This is a genomic window from Myxococcus sp. SDU36 (assembly GCF_030168875.1).
In the GTDB taxonomy this organism is placed as follows: domain Bacteria; phylum Myxococcota; class Myxococcia; order Myxococcales; family Myxococcaceae; genus Myxococcus; species Myxococcus vastator.
On record NZ_CP077414.1, the window covers coordinates 5,109,779 to 5,124,714 of the forward strand.

Annotated in this window: 10 protein-coding genes; 9 read left to right on the forward strand and 1 reads right to left on the reverse strand. The window is 69.9% G+C overall.

What is annotated here, in order from left to right:
* The first annotated feature begins 270 nt into the window (after positions 1–270).
* The 8 genes from KGD87_RS20280 (at position 271) to KGD87_RS20315 (ending at position 13,712) form a co-directional block, all read left to right on the forward strand.
* Positions 271–4,140, forward strand: coding sequence for an HYR domain-containing protein (locus tag KGD87_RS20280; protein WP_284661935.1), 3,870 nt, complete (start codon positions 271–273; stop codon positions 4,138–4,140).
* Positions 4,141–4,176: 36 nt separating this feature from the next.
* On the forward strand, positions 4,177–5,805 hold the full coding sequence (locus KGD87_RS20285) for an OmpA family protein (RefSeq protein WP_284661936.1): 1,629 nt from the start codon (positions 4,177–4,179) through the stop codon (positions 5,803–5,805).
* A 153-nt stretch (positions 5,806–5,958) separates the two neighbouring features.
* Positions 5,959–6,852, forward strand: a complete 894-nt coding sequence (locus KGD87_RS20290) for a type 1 glutamine amidotransferase domain-containing protein (RefSeq protein ID WP_284661937.1) — start codon at positions 5,959–5,961, stop codon at positions 6,850–6,852.
* A gap of 16 nt (positions 6,853–6,868) precedes the next feature.
* Positions 6,869–7,825, forward strand: a complete 957-nt coding sequence (locus KGD87_RS20295) for a helix-turn-helix transcriptional regulator (RefSeq protein ID WP_284661939.1) — start codon at positions 6,869–6,871, stop codon at positions 7,823–7,825.
* A 98-nt stretch (positions 7,826–7,923) separates the two neighbouring features.
* Positions 7,924–10,191: a family 2 encapsulin nanocompartment cargo protein terpene cyclase gene (locus tag KGD87_RS20300; protein WP_284661940.1), complete on the forward strand. Its 2,268-nt coding sequence runs from the start codon at positions 7,924–7,926 to the stop codon at positions 10,189–10,191.
* A gap of 27 nt (positions 10,192–10,218) precedes the next feature.
* On the forward strand, positions 10,219–11,628 hold the full coding sequence (locus KGD87_RS20305; protein WP_284661942.1) for a family 2B encapsulin nanocompartment shell protein: 1,410 nt from the start codon (positions 10,219–10,221) through the stop codon (positions 11,626–11,628).
* Positions 11,629–11,663: 35 nt separating this feature from the next.
* Entirely contained in the window at positions 11,664–13,064 is a 1,401-nt protein-coding gene (locus KGD87_RS20310; protein ID WP_284661944.1) for a family 2B encapsulin nanocompartment shell protein, read from the forward strand.
* Between the two features lie 225 nt (positions 13,065–13,289).
* Entirely contained in the window at positions 13,290–13,712 is a 423-nt protein-coding gene (locus tag KGD87_RS20315) for a hypothetical protein (protein ID WP_284661946.1), read from the forward strand.
* A gap of 121 nt (positions 13,713–13,833) precedes the next feature.
* On the opposite strand, the gene KGD87_RS20320 is transcribed toward KGD87_RS20315, so the two are convergent.
* On the reverse strand, positions 13,834–14,421 hold the full coding sequence (locus KGD87_RS20320) for a TetR family transcriptional regulator (protein WP_284661947.1): 588 nt from the start codon (positions 14,419–14,421) through the stop codon (positions 13,834–13,836).
* Positions 14,422–14,478: 57 nt separating this feature from the next.
* Between KGD87_RS20320 and KGD87_RS20325 the strand changes: the two genes are divergently transcribed.
* Positions 14,479–14,907, forward strand: coding sequence for a VOC family protein (locus KGD87_RS20325; RefSeq protein WP_284661949.1), 429 nt, complete (start codon positions 14,479–14,481; stop codon positions 14,905–14,907).
* Positions 14,908–14,936 lie beyond the last annotated feature (29 nt).

Genomic DNA, 14,936 nt, shown 5'->3' on the forward strand with positions numbered 1-14,936 from the left:
CCGCGACAGGCAGAACGGAAGGTTCCAGCGTCGAGCACCTGGAGCCCCCCCACGGCGCACAACTCACGCCTGCGACGCGGTTCGCGTTGCCCATCCTGCCGAGGAGCGGATAATCCGTTGAAAATGACTCACAGCGTCGGGGGCACGGCACGCGCCGTCCCGCCGCTCCTTTCGAACCGGAGTTCCTGGATGCAGTCACATCGCGCGGTATGGAGCAGGCGCCTGATACTCGTGGGGAGCGTCATCCTCCTGTCATGCGGGAAGGAGGGGTTGACGCCGCCCGGTGAGGCCGCACTGGCCTCCGCACGAGGCCAGGCCCTGTCCCAGTGGAAACAGGCCCCTTCCGCCACCACCGCCCTGGCGCTGGCGCAGGCCTCCTTCCCCGACCTCGGAACGCTCCCAGCGCCCGCGGCGCCCTCGGCCCGGCAGCTCGAGGCCCAGCTCGCGGATGACGGAGCGCTGACGCTGACCACGCGCGGCCTGAGCTTCCATGTCCGCCCGGCCGCCTCCGCCACGGGCGCGCTCCACCGTGAGCGCTTCGCCGCGTTCCACGGCGAGCGGCACCTCTGGTGGCCCGTGGGGAGCACGCAGACCACCGCCGAGGGCTGGCGCACCTCGCGGGTCGAGGAGGCCTGGATTCTGGACGCGCTGCCGGAGGCACGCGACGGCAAGCCGACGCACCGCGCCGAGTACACCGTCACGTTGCCGCCCTCCGTCCGGCGCATCCAGGACACGGGCGACGCCCTCCAGTTCCTCGATGAAGGCGCGCGCCCCGTGCTCCGCTTCCATCCCGCCGTGGTGCGCGACGCCAACGGCCAGTCCCGCGCGGGCCGCACGCGGCTCGCGGGTGGACGCGTGAATCCAAGCACCCGGGTGTTCGCCGTGGACGGCGCGCAGGTGCGCATCACGACCGAGGTCTCCCTCTCCGGGCTCACCGCGCCGCTCGTCGTCGACCCGGGCTGGTCCTCCACCGCCACCATGGCGACCGCCCGCGCGCAGCACACCGGCCTCCTGCTCGGCACCGGGGAGCTGCTGGTCGTCGGTGGCGTCAACCGCCTGGGCTTCGTGACTTCGTCCGAACGCTACGACCCCGACACCGACACCTGGAGCGCGGCGGCCGTCTCCGGGATTTCAGGCAACGTCACCATTTCCGCGCGCCTCTCCGATGGGCGGGCGCTCGTGATGACGGACGGTTCCACGTCGGGGCGCCTCTACGACCCCGCGACGGACACCTGGGCGGCCACGGGCCCCATGGCCGCGACCCGCTCCCTGCCCACCCTCACGCGGCTCGACTCCGGTCAGCTCCTCATCGCAGGCGGCGGCAACCTCGCGACGGCCGAACTGTACGACCCCGTGAGCAACACGTTCCTCCCGACCGGCGACTTGCCGAGGGTCCGGCGCGCCCACACCGCCACGTTGCTGCGGAGCGGACAGGTGCTCGCCGTGAGCGGCTTCAACAGCGTGGACGGCGAGGTCCCGGGCGCCGACCTCTACGACCCGGTGGCGGGGACGTGGACCGCCGCCGCCGCGCCCCTGGTCCCAAGGCACTACGCCACCGCCACCCTGCTCCCCGATGGCCGCGTCCTGCTCGTGGGTGGCTTCACCTCGACCGGCATCACCACGCATGCCGAGCTTTACGACCCGGTGGCCAACACCTGGACGGCCACGGGCGCCCTGAACTTCCCGCGCAACGGCCATACCGCATCACTGCTGCCCGACGGCCGGGTGCTCGTCATGGGCGGCTCCAACGCAGCGAGGGATACCCAACCGGTCTCCGAGCTCTACGACCCCGCCACCGGCACGTGGACCGCCACGACCTCCATGGTGATTGGCCGGGAGAACAGCACGGCGACCTTGCTCCCCTCCGGCAAGGTGCTCACCGCCGGGGGCTACAGCTCCAATCCGTCACTCACGTTCTACGCGGACACGGAGACCTATGACCCTGGCGTCCAGGCCTGGTCCGCGGCGGGGACCCTGGGCGGCCCCCGGGTTGACCCGCTGATGGCGCTGCTGCCCACCGGCCGCGTCCTCGTGGCGGGTGGCCGTGACGGAGCGGGCGCCGCGCTGGCGTCCGCTTCGCTGTATGACGGGACGACGAACGTATGGTCCGCGGCGGCGGGCCTCTCCACCGCGCGAGCGGATGCCACGGCGACGACGCTGGCTTCGGGCGAGGTGCTCGTCGTGGGCGGCGCGAACGCGGGCGGCACGCTGAACACGGCGGAGCGCTACACGCCCGCCACGGACACCTGGAGCCCCGCGGCGTCACTCGCCCGCGCGAGGCACCTGCACACCGCGACGCGCCTGCCGGATGGCCGGGTGCTCGTCGTCGGCGGGCAGGACGGCGCGGACGTGCTCGCCTCCACGGAGCTGTATGACCCGGCCACCCAGGCGTGGACCGCCGCGGCGTCCGTGGCCGCACCGCGCACCGCGCACGCCGCCGCCCTGCTTCCCGATGGACGGGTGCTCATCGCGGGAGGACGCGGCACAGGCGGAGCGACCCTCGCGGCGGCGGAGGTGTACAACCCCGCCACCAACACCTGGACCCCCGCCGGCGGGCTCGCCCAGGGGCGTGCGGACTTCACGCTGACGCTGCTGCCCTCCGGTGCACTCCTGGCGGCGGGCGGCGCCGCGGGAGGCGTGGGGCTCGCCACCACGGAGCGGTACTCGGCCGTCACGAACTCCTGGACGCCAGACAGCCCGCTGACACAAGCGCGCTGGCGCCACACCGCCACCCTGATGCCCTCCGGTACGCTCCTGGTCGCGGGCGGCCTGAGCGCGCCCGACACCTACGTGGCCTCGGCCGAGGCCTACGGCGCCCCCTCGCGGACCTGGACCCTCGTCAGCGCGCCAGACGTGCGCGGCGGAGCCACCGCCGTCGCGTTGCCCTCGGGGGAGGTCCTGCTCGCGGGAGGCACGGCCGTCACCACGGCCCAGCGCTACGACGACGTCCTCGCCCTCCCCGCCTGGCGGCCCGTCGTCACGGCGCCGGAGACGCTCTACCAGGCCTGCCCCGCCGTCATCGAAGGCCAGGGCTTCCGGGGCATCTCGGGCGCGTCCAGCGGCAGCTACCTGGACTCGCCGACGGACTTCCCCCTGGTGCGCCTGGGCGCCGCCGGGGGCGGCCGGCTCTGGACGCTCCCCGCCACGGACATGTCCGCCACGCGCGCGACGGTGCGGGTGCCCGCGGAGATGCTTCCGGGTCCGTATGCCCTGTCCCTCTTCGCCAACGCCATTCCGGGCGGACGCATGGTGATGGTGCGCGCCAACACCGCGCCCACCGCGGAGGCCGTACGCATCGCCACGATTTCCGGCCTCCCTCAAGACGTCACGCTCACCGCGACCGACCCGGACGCGGACCAGACGTTGACGTGGACCATCGTCACCCCGCCCCAGCATGGAACCCTGAGTGGCACGCCGCCGAACCTCCGGTACACGCCCAACCCGGGCTACGTGGGCGCCGACAGCTTCACCTACCGCGTCAGTGACTGCGGCCTGGACAGCAACGAGGCCTCGGTGGACGTCGAGGTGGAGCCAGCCGCGGTCCTGGCCATCACCTGCCCCGAGGACACCGTGCTGGAAGCAACGGGACCGGAGGGCGCCCCGGGCAGCTGGCCGCCCGCCACCGCGACTCCCGGGGACGGAGGGCCGGCTACCATCACCTATGACCCCGAGGAAGGCAGCACGCTGCCGCTGGGGACCACCACCGTCACCGCCACCGCGGAGGACGCCTCGGGCGCGCAGGCCACCTGCACGTTCCAGGTCGAGGTGCGGGACACCACCCCGCCCACGCTGACGTGCCCCTCCGACATCCGGACGACGTCCGATGATGCGTCGGGCACGGCGGTGACCTTCGACCTGCCCGAGGCCACGGACGGCGTCTCGACGCCCTCCGTCACGTCCTCGCCGGCGTCGGGGAGCACCTTCCGGCACGGCAACAACACCGTCACCGTCACCGCCACGGACGCCGCGGGCAATGAAGCCCGCTGCACGTTCCAGGTCACCGTCCAGGCAACGGTCATCTCCATCGCTGGAGGCGGCTGCCAGGCCTCTGGCGGCGGCGCTGCCTCGTCCCTGGCCCTCCTGGTGGTTCTGGCATCGTGGAGCGGCCTGCGTCGCCGCTCGCGTCACGCCTCGCACTGACCCGTACGTCACCCTCTTTCGCGAATGGACTTCACCTTGCGTACACAGGCTCGGAGCTGGGCGCTGGCAGCGCTCATCGCCTCAATCGCGCCCAATGCCCTGGCACAAAGCACCACGGGCGCAATCGTCCCCATTGACCTGGAGCGGCTTCGCTTCACCCCCGCGGCCACGGACTCGATGCTCGTGGACACGGGACACGTGCTCCCCCAGGGCGCCTACCGGCTGATGCTCATGGCCGGCTATGAGCGCGGCATCCTCCTGCTCAAGGGCAGCGATGGCCAGGAGCGCTCCATCATCGACTACCGCGTCTCCGGCTGGCTCGCGGGCGCCTGGTCGCCCGTCGACAACCTGGAGCTGTCCGCGCGGCTGCCCGTCATCATCCATCAGGGCGGCAGTGGCGCGGACTCGCTGGTGGGCATCTCCGCGCCGGACGCCTTCGGGCTCGGCACGCCGGAGCTGGGCGCCCGCTACGCGCTGCTGCGGCGCGAGGACGGCGACCCCGTCTTCCTCAGCCTGGGCCTGGACGTGGGGACGCCGGGTGGCACCGCGGATGCGTTCGGCCGGCAGCAGGGCTGGGCGGGTCTCCAGGTCGCGCCCCGCGTGGCCGTGAGCCGGGAGCTGGGCCCCGTGGTGCTCGGCGCCAGCGCCGGCGTGCGGCTCCGCTCCACGGAGAACGAGCCCGGTCGCGACTACGGCACGGAGCTGGAGCAGGGCATTGTCGTGGCCACGCGCGGCAAGGGCCTGCGCGCCGAAATCGCGCTGCAGGCCGCGGAGTCACTGGTGGAGCCGGACTTCGCGCTGGAGCTGCTGGGCGGCGTGCGGCTGCCCGTGGGCGGCGGCTTCGAGGCCTTCGCGGTGGCCGGACATGGCTTCACGGACATCCCGGGCACGCCATCCATCCGCGCGGCGGCGGGCATCGCCTGGGCCCATCAGCCGCCCGCTCAAGAGGACGTGTGCCGGAGCGGCCGGAGTCACACGCCGGAGCAGTGCCCCGCGCTGGATGACGACGGCGACACGGTGCCCAACGGGCAGGACCGCTGCCCGCTCGAGGCCGGCCCGCCTGAGAACGACGGCTGCCCGGACACCGACTCGGATGGCGACGGCGTCGTGGACCGCGAGGACGCGTGCCCGAACGAGGCCGGCCCGCCCGAGAACAAGGGCTGCCCGGACACCGACTCGGATGGTGACGGCGTCGTGGACCGCGAGGACGCATGCCCGAACGAGGCCGGTGTCGCCGCCCACCGTGGCTGCCCCGAGCCCAAGCCGGAGCCCGAGCCCCAGACGCCCGCCACCGAAGCGCCGACGCGGTTGCCCACCGAGCACCACGTCCAGTTCCGGGTGGGCCAGTCGACGCTCTCCGACGAGGAACTGCGGAACCTGGACGCCGTCGCGGACTACCTGAAGGCCAACCCGGGCGTATCCCTGCGCATCGAAGGGCACACCGACAGCACCGGCCCCGACGAGCTCAACCGCACGCTGAGCCAGGAGCGCGCGGACGCGGTGCGCACGTACCTCATTCAGCGCGGCGTCACGTCCTCGCGGCTGACGGCGAAGGGCTACGGGCCCGACCGCCCCCTCACCACCAACGACACGCCCGAGGGCCGCGGCACGAACCGCCGCGTGGAGTTCGTCACCGAGTCCGGAGGCGCGTCACCGGCGCGCTGAGCCCCCGCGCCAGGCTCGCGGCCAGGGTTTGGCGCGTTCGTTCAAGCCCGCCCTCCCCTGCGCTCCTACCCTGGTGATGAAGCTGTCACCAGGAGGAGCGACATGGGAGCACCCCCTTCGATTCGGACTCCAGCGTTTCGCGCTGGAGGGAACATGACGCGGCGCCTCGCCCAGCTCGCGCTCGCATGCTTCGCGGGCGCACTGGGCTGCGCCACCGCGCCGACGCACCAGGTCCTCTTTCCTTCCGCGGAGCGACAACCCCCGGAGGTCCATCCCCCCGGGAGCGTCCTCATGGTCCTCTCGGCCGCGCCGGAGCAGAAGCTCGCGAATGGAAGCACGCGCCAGACGGGCGTCTTCCTGAACGAGTTCTATGAGCCCTACCGCGCGCTCATCGACGCCGGCTACGACGTGGTGGTCGCGACCCCCGAGGGCCGCGCACCGGCGTTCGACCCCGAGGGCATGAACCCCACGTATTGGAAGGAGCACCCCGCGGCGCTCGCCGAAGCCCAGGCGCTCATCACGCAGCTTCCCCAGTTGCACACGCCGCTGAACCTGTCCGAGGTCCGCGCGCGCGCGGACGACTTCCAGGCGCTGCTCATCCCAGGAGGACAGGGCGTCATGGTGGACCTGCTCGAGGACGCGGACCTGCACGGCTTGCTCATCCGCTTCGGAGCCACGGACCGTCCCGTGGGGCTCGTCTGTCATGCCCCGGCGCTCCTCACGCGGCTGCCAAGGCAGCACAGCCCCTTCGCGGGCCGGAGCGTCACCTCGGTCTCCGGCTTCGAGGAGTGGTACATCGAAACCTTCGTCATGGACGCACGCGCCCAGGTTCGTGGGATTGGAGACCAGCTCGAAGACGCCGGCTACCGCCATGAGACGGCGCTTCCGGGCCGCTCCCGCGCCGTGCGGGATTGCAACCTGGTGACCAGCCAGAATCCATTCTCGGGTGCCGACTTCAACGTGCACTTCCTCGCCGCGCTGAGAGACTGGCGCAACGCGGGCCGGTGCGCCGTGGACACCAACGAGCCACCGCGCGCCTCGCGCTGACCAGGAGTGGCCGGACATGGGCGTGGACCAAGGCACCATGACGAGCCCGTCCTTGAACGCCCTGCTGAAGGCGGCCGTCGCGCGGACCTACCCGGAGATTCCAACCGAGGGGCGCGACAAGGTCACCGTCCTCCAGGCCGTCATGGATGCCCATGGTTGGCGACCCGTGCTGGAGCTCGGCCGCGAGCTGCGAGCCCTTGCGTCCCATCCCGTCCTCCGGGCGCTCGTCGCCGGGCCCACGCCCCGGCACGCCGTGGAGCGGTGGACCACCCTGGAGCGCTTCCTTCACTCCCGCCACCGCACGCAACTGCTCTCACACGACCTGGCCCGCGCCCAGATGACGTTGCGACATGTCGCCATCGACGGCGGGGCGATTCTCACCGTCAACGACCTGTTCATCTGGGGGGTGCTCGTCGCGCTCCTGGAGACCGCGGGCGTCACGGAGCTCTCCGTCACACTCGATTCCGGAGGCGAAGCGCCCATGGTCATTCATGGCCCCGCCCGGGTGGACGACACGCGAAGCCTGCCCGCCACGACGAACGTGGCGACGTTCCACTGGAGGCCTGGGAAGCCCCTCCACCTCCAGGTGCCTGCCGCGCCGCCCGAGGCTGCCCCCCGCGAGGTCCGCGAGCGGCTCGAACAGGTGATGCGGGACGACCTGCTGCACCCCTGGACGCTCGAGGAGACCGCGCAGCGGCTCGCCCTGTCCCGCCGCGGCCTCCAGCGCGCCTTGCAGCAGGAAGGGACCACCTTCTCGCAAACCCTTCAACGCGTCCGCGTCGGCGCGGCACACGCGCTGCTGGCGGATGCACGCCTGACGCTCACGGACGTCGCTTTCTGTACCGGGTTCTCCGACCAGGCCCACTTCTCGAGGACGTTCCGCAAGCACAACGACGTCCCGCCCTCCGCGCTGCGCGAGCTCGTGCTTACCCGCTCCGTCACGGCGAGTCGATCAAACAAATCCCCAGGGTGAAAACAACATTTTCTTGGAAATTCTCAACAGCCAAAAATCCCTGGAAGACCGTTCAGTCTGAAACTATAACGCCCCCCTGAGTTCAACGAGGGGCGTGCATGGGTACGGCGAAAAACAAGCAGCCATTTGAACTGCCAGACTTCTACGTTCCCTGGCCGGCGCGCTTGAATCCCAACCTTGAAGGCGCCCGGGTGCATTCGAAGGCCTGGGCGCGCGAGCTGGGAATCATTGGCCGCCCGAAGGATGGCAGCGCTCCGGAAATCTGGAGCGAAACGAAGTTCGATGCCATGGACTACGCCCTGCTCTGTGCCTACACGCATCCGGAGGCACCGGGCCCGGAGCTGGACCTCATCACCGACTGGTACGTCTGGGTCTTCTATTTCGATGACCACTTCCTGGAGCTCTTCAAGCGCTCCCAGGACCAGGTCGGCGCGAAGGCCTACCTGGACCGTCTGCCCTTGTTCATGCCGGTCGACCCGGCGACCACGCCTCCGCCCCCCACCAACCCGGTCGAGGCGGGGCTGCTGGACTTGTGGAACCGGACCGTCCCCAGCCGCTCCATGGCGTGGCGGCGCCGGTTCTTCGAGAGCACCAAGCACCTGCTGGACGAGTCGAGCTGGGAGCTGTCCAACATCAGCGACCGCCGCGTCTCCAACCCGATTGAGTACATCGAGATGCGCCGCAAGGTCGGCGGTGCCCCGTGGTCCGCGAACCTGGTGGAGCACGCCGTCTTCGCCGAAGTCCCGGACCGGGTCGCCGCCAGCCGCCCGATGCGGGTGCTGAAGGACACGTTCTCCGACGCGGTCCACCTGCGCAACGACTTGTTCTCCTACGAACGGGAGATTCTGGAGGAAGGCGAGCTCTCCAACGGCGTCCTGGTGATGGAGAAGTTCCTGGACATCTCCCCGCCCAGCGCCGCGCACCTCGTCAACGAGGTGCTCACCTCCCGGCTCCAGCAGTTCGAGAACACCGTCCTCACGGAGCTGCCGTCCCTGTTCGTCGAGTTCGGCCTGAACCCGGTGGAGCAGGCCCAGGTGCTCACCTACGTCCGGGGACTCCAGGACTGGCAGTCCGGCGGGCATGAGTGGCACATGCGCTCCAGCCGCTACATGAACAAGGGCTCCGGCGGCGCGGGCGGCTTCTTCCTGGGCCCCAACGGCCTGGGCACCTCCGCGGCGCGACTGCCGCAGTCGCCCACCGCCCTGGGGCTCACCCGCCTCAAGAGCTTCTCCCACGTGCCGTACCAGCCCGTGGGCCCGGTGAACCTGCCGAAGTTCTACATGCCGTACTCCACGAAGCCCAGCCCTCACCTGGACACCTCGCGGCGAGAATCCAAGGCGTGGGCGCGGCGGATGGGCATGCTGGATGTCCTCCCCGGGGTCCCCGGCGGCTACATCTGGGATGACCACAAGTTCGACGTGGCCGACGTAGCGCTCTGCGGCGCGTTGATTCATCCCCACGCCACCGAGGCGCAGCTCAACCTGTCCGCCTGCTGGCTCGTCTGGGGCACCTACGCCGACGACTACTTCCCGGCCTTCTACGGCCACACCAAGGACATGGCCGGCGCCAAGGTGTTCAACGCCCGGCTGGCGCTGTTCGTGCCGGAGGACGCCGGCGCGGTGGTTCCGCCCCCCACCAACCCGGTGGAGCGAGGGCTCGCGGACCTGTGGGCCCGCACCACCGAAGGCGTGACGCCCGACTCACGGCGCCTGTTCCGCAAGGCCATCCTGGACATGACGGAGAGCTGGCTGTGGGAGCTGGCCAATCAAATCCAGAACCGCATCCCGGACCCCATCGACTACGTGGAGATGCGGCGCCAGACGTTCGGCTCGGACCTCACCATGAGCCTGTCCCGCCTGGCGCATGGGGATGCGCTCGCGCCCGAAATCTTCCACACCCGGCCCATCCGCAGCCTGGAGAACGCCGCGGCGGATTACGCCTGCCTCACCAACGACGTCTTCTCCTACCAGAAGGAGATTGAGTTCGAAGGTGAGCTCAACAACGGCGTGCTCGTCGTGCAGCGCTTCCTGGACCTGGACCCGGCGCGGGCCGTCCTGGTCGTCAACGACTTGATGACCGCGCGGATGCGGCAGTTCGAATACATCATCGCCAACGAGCTGGAGCCGCTGGCGCGCAACTTCAACCTGGACGGCAAGGCCCAGGACAAGCTGAAGCAACACGTCCAGAAGCTGCAGTGGTGGATGAGCGGCGTGCTCATCTGGCACCAGACGGTGGACCGCTACAAGGAGTTCGAGCTGCGTGCGTCCCGCAAGCTGGGCCTGCGCGTCTCCTCGGGCCCCACCGGCCTGGGCACCTCCGCCGCACGCATCGCTTCGCTGTTCTCCAACCTGCGCTCCGGCGCCTGATCTTCCATCCCAATCGAAAGGCCAATCATGTCGAACATCATCAAGCCGGGCGGTGACTCCGAGAAGTCCCAGTTGAGCCTGGGTACGGCCGCGGCGCGCCAGCTGGCGACGACGACCAAGTCCGTTCCGCAGATGCAGGGCATCTCCTCGCGGTGGCTGCTCAAGCTGCTGCCCTGGGTGCAGGTGTCCGGTGGCGTGTACCGCGTCAACCGCCGGCTGAGCTACGCGGTGGGGGACGGCCGCGTGACGTTCACCACCTCCGGCGCCAAGGTGCAGGTCATCCCGCAGGAGCTGTGCGAGCTGCCCCTGCTGCGCAGCTACGACGACGTCGAGGTCCTGACGGCGCTGGCCAACCGCTTCGAGCAGAAGACGTACAAGGCCGGTGAGGTCATCACCGAGGTGGGCAAGGAGGCGGACTGCATCGTCCTCATCGCCCACGGCAAGGTGAACATGATTGGCGCCGGCAAGTACGGTGACACCACCGTGCTCGGCGTGCTGGCGGACGGCGACCACTACAGCTACGAGGCCCTGCTGGAGTCGCAGGACTACTGGAAGTTCACGGCCAAGGCCGTCACGGCGTCCACCGTGCTGGTGCTGCAGCAGTCCGACTTCGAGGCCGTGGTGGCCCAGTCGCCCTCGCTGAGCAAGCACATCGAGCGGTTCAAGGCCCGCGCGAAGAAGAAGCAGGACACCACGGGCCAGGCCGAAATCGAGCTGGCCGCGGGCCACACCGGCGAGCCGGTGCTGCCGGGCACCTACGTGGACTACGAGACGTCGCCCCGCGAGTACGAGCTGAGCGTGGCGCAGACGGTGCTCCAGATTCACACCCGCGTGGCGGACCTCTTCAACGAGCCCATGAACCAGACGGAGCAGCAGCTCCGGCTGACGGTGGAGGCGCTGAAGGAGCGCAAGGAGCACGAGCTCGTCAACAACCGCGAGTTCGGCCTGCTCCACAACGCCGACCTCAAGCAGCGCATCCACACCCGCAGCGGGCCGCCCACGCCCGACGACATGGACGAGCTGCTGGCCACCGTGTGGAAGGAGCCCTCCTTCTTCCTGGCCCACCCGCGCGCCATCGCCGCCTTCGGCCAGGAGTGCAGCCGCAAGGGCATCTACCCCACCAGCGTGGACTTCAACGGCAACATGGTGCCCGCCTGGCGCGGCGTCCCCATCTTCCCGTGCAGCAAGATTCCCGTCAGCGAGTCGCGCACCACGTCCATCATGCTGATGCGCGCGGGTGAGAAGAATCAGGGTGTCGTCGGCCTGCACCCCGGCACCATCCCCGACGAAATCGAGCCCGGCCTCAACGTCCGGTACATGGGCATCAACGAGAAGGCCATCATCAACTACCTGGTCACCAGCTACTTCTCCGCGGCCGTCCTCGTGCCCGACGCGCTGGGCATCCTGGAGAGCGTCGAAATCGGCCGTGGCGAATAGGCCTCCTTCCGCTCGGAGGACGTGAGGGAATCCACATGGCGAATTTCGTGAAGACGGGCGGCGACGACACCCCGCGGCTGAGCCTGGGCACGGCCGCGGCGCGCCAGCTGGCGACGACGACGAAGACTGTCCCGCAGATGCAGGGCATCACCCCTCGGTGGCTGCTGCGCATGCTGCCCTGGGTGGAGGTGACGGGCGGCACGTACCGGGTCAACCGGCGGCTGAGCTACGCGGTGGCGGATGACCGCCTCGTGTTCAGCAACCTCGGCGCGAAGGTGCAGATCATCCCGCAGGAGCTGCTCAAGCTGCCGCTGCTGCGGGGCCTGAGCGGCGACGACGAGGCGATTGCGGCCCTGGCCAGCCGGTTCACCCAGGCGGAGTACAAGGCGGGCGACGTCATCGCGGAGGAAGGCAAGCCCGCCGAGCACGTGTACCTGCTGGCCCACGGCAAGGCGCGCAAGCTCCGCGAAGGCCCGTATGGCGCGCCCGTCACCCTGGACGTGCTGGCGGACGGCGACCACTTCGGCGACCAGGCCGTGGCGGAGTCGGATGACGTCTGGACCTACACCGTCAAGGCCACCACGCCGTGCACGGTGATGTCCCTGCCGCAGCAGGTGTTCGAAGAGCTGATTGCCCGGTCCGCCACGCTGCGCGCCCAGGTAGAGCGGTACCGGGAGCGCCTGAAGAAGCCCCAGGACAAGCTGGGACAGGCCGCCATCCCCCTGGCCGCCGGCCACTCCGGTGAGCCGGACATCCAGGGCGGCTACGTGGACTACGAGCTGTCGCCCCGCGAGTACGAGCTGAGCGTGGCGCAGACGGTGCTCCGGGTCCACACGCGCGTCTCCGACGTGTTCAGCGACCCCATGGACCAGATGGAGCAGCAACTGCGGCTGACCATTGAAGCGCTGCGGGAGCGGCAGGAGCACGAGCTCATCAACAACCGGGACTTCGGCCTGCTCCACAACGCCGACCTCAAGCAGCGCCTCCACACCCGCAGCGGGCCGCCCACGCCCGATGACCTGGACGAGCTGCTCAGCCGGCGCCGCAAGTCGCGCTTCTTCCTGGCGCACCCGCGCACCATCGCGGCGTTCGGCCGGGAGTGCACTCGCCGGGGTGTCTATCCGACGCCCGTGGAAGTCCAGGGCACGCCGTGCATGGCCTGGCGCGGAGTCCCCCTGCTGCCGTGTGACAAGATTCCCATCACCGAGCAGCGCACCAGCTCCATCCTCGTGCTGCGCACCGGCCAGGAGGACCAGGGCGTCATTGGCCTGCGCCGCACCGGCCTGCCGGACGAAGTCGAGCCCGGCCTCTCCGTGCGCCGCATGGACGTCACGGACAAGGCCATCACGAACTACCTGGTCAGCACCTACTTCTCCGCGGCGCTGCTCATCCCCGATGCGCTGGGTGTGCTGGAGAATGTGGAGCTCGGCGTCTGATGTTTCAGAAGATGACACGGCGGGTCCGGGCGCGCTGCGCGGGACCCGCTGTGTCACCTGAAACATTCGCATGCAGCGAATTTCGGTCCAACAGGACTGAAGAATTTCAACATTGAAACATACGAAGACACCGTCCCCGCCCGGTTTGGCATGGACGTGACTTGGATGAGCCGTGATGGCGTGATTGTTTCCGCGCTCCCCTTCACCCCTGAGAGGTTCTCATCCATGCGGAACATCTTCGCCACGACAGCCGCCCTCGCCTCCCTCATGCTGATGGGCCCGGTGGCCTGTGGCAGCAGCACGCCCGAGCAGGCGCAGCCGACCGCCGAGCAGCAGCAGAGTCTGAAGGCCACGGGCACGGGCTGCAGCGCCGACTCCGAATGCGCCAGCGGCCTGTGCTGGACGGAGGCCGACTCGTACCCCACCTACAACCCGTATTGGATTCGCGCGGACAGCTGCACGGAGGAGTGCGGTGGCCCTGGCGACACGTACTGCCGTGAGCTCGCGGAGGAGTACAACGCGCCCTACCCCCAGAACGCCCGCTGCATCAGCGCCCGCGGCGTCTACGACAACAACCCGTACGACCACTCCGTCTACCTTTGCGACATGGTGGCCGTTGGCCTGGGCAAGGTCCACTGGGTGGAGTAACGCAGCAATCGCTGTCAGCCGCCTGGAGGGGCTCGCGCTCCAGGCGGCTGTTGCCTCCGCGTCCACCTGACCTCGGCCCTGTCCGGCGAGCCGGCGTCGAACACGCTGGAGCCCATGCCGCTCAACGACCGGCGTCAGCGATGACGCGCTCGATGAGCGCCAGCATCGCGGCGCGGTAGGCCTTGGCGTCCCCGCCGGTGCTGATGGCCAACGCGGCGCGGTCGAAGGCGGCGGACAGCAGGCTGGCGAGCGCGGGCACCAGCGGACCTTCCCCCAGCACGGCGGCGAGCCCTTCCCGCAGCGAGCCCGCCGCGGAGGCCTCATCGAGCGCCATCATCTCCGCATGGCCGAACACCGCCGGCCCATCCATGAGCAGCAAGCGTGTGCGGCCGGGAACGGCCATCGCGTCGAGATAGGCCAGGCTCCCAGCGATGAGCGCCTCACGCGCGCTCAGAGTCGGCGGCGTCGCCCGGTCAATGGCACGGCGCAGCTCGGCGAACTCCCGCTCGAGCACCGCCCGCAGCAGCGCCTGCTTGTCCTCGAAGTGGTGGTAGAGCGCCCCCCGCGTCACGGCGGCGGCGGCCACCACCTCCGGCGTCGACGTCTGCGCGTACCCCTTCTCCACGAACAGCGCCCGGCTCGCGCCCACGAGCGCCTGCCGCGTCGTCGCGCTGCGCTCATCGTTGCTTCTTCGCGCCTTCGTGTGCATACATACAGCCTGTATGTTACGTCGTCGAAAGACAAGCCCGAAGGAGAGAGGGAGCCCATGAAAATCACCAGTTACTACCCGGTCATCATGACAAACGACGTCGCGGGGACGGCGGCGTTCTACACGGCGCACTTCGGCTTCAGCCCGCGCTTCACCAGCGACTGGTACGTCCACCTCCAGTCGGACGATGTCGAGCATGTCGCGCTGGCCATCCTCGACGGACGGCACGAAACGGTGCCGGCGGTGGCCCGGGGCACGGTGGCGGGGACGATTCTCAACTTCGAGGTCGAGGACCCGGACGCCGTCTACCGGGACGTGCAGGCGGCTGGCCTGCCCATCCACCTCCCGCTGCGGGATGAGGCCTTCGGCCAGCGGCACTTCATCACCGCCGACCCCAACGGGGTGCTCATCGACGTCATCAAGCCCATTGCGCCGAGCGAGGACTTCGCGAAGCAGTACGAGGCCAGCGCGCTCCCCGTCGGGTGACGGCCGGGGCCGGAAGCCGTTGCGGAAGT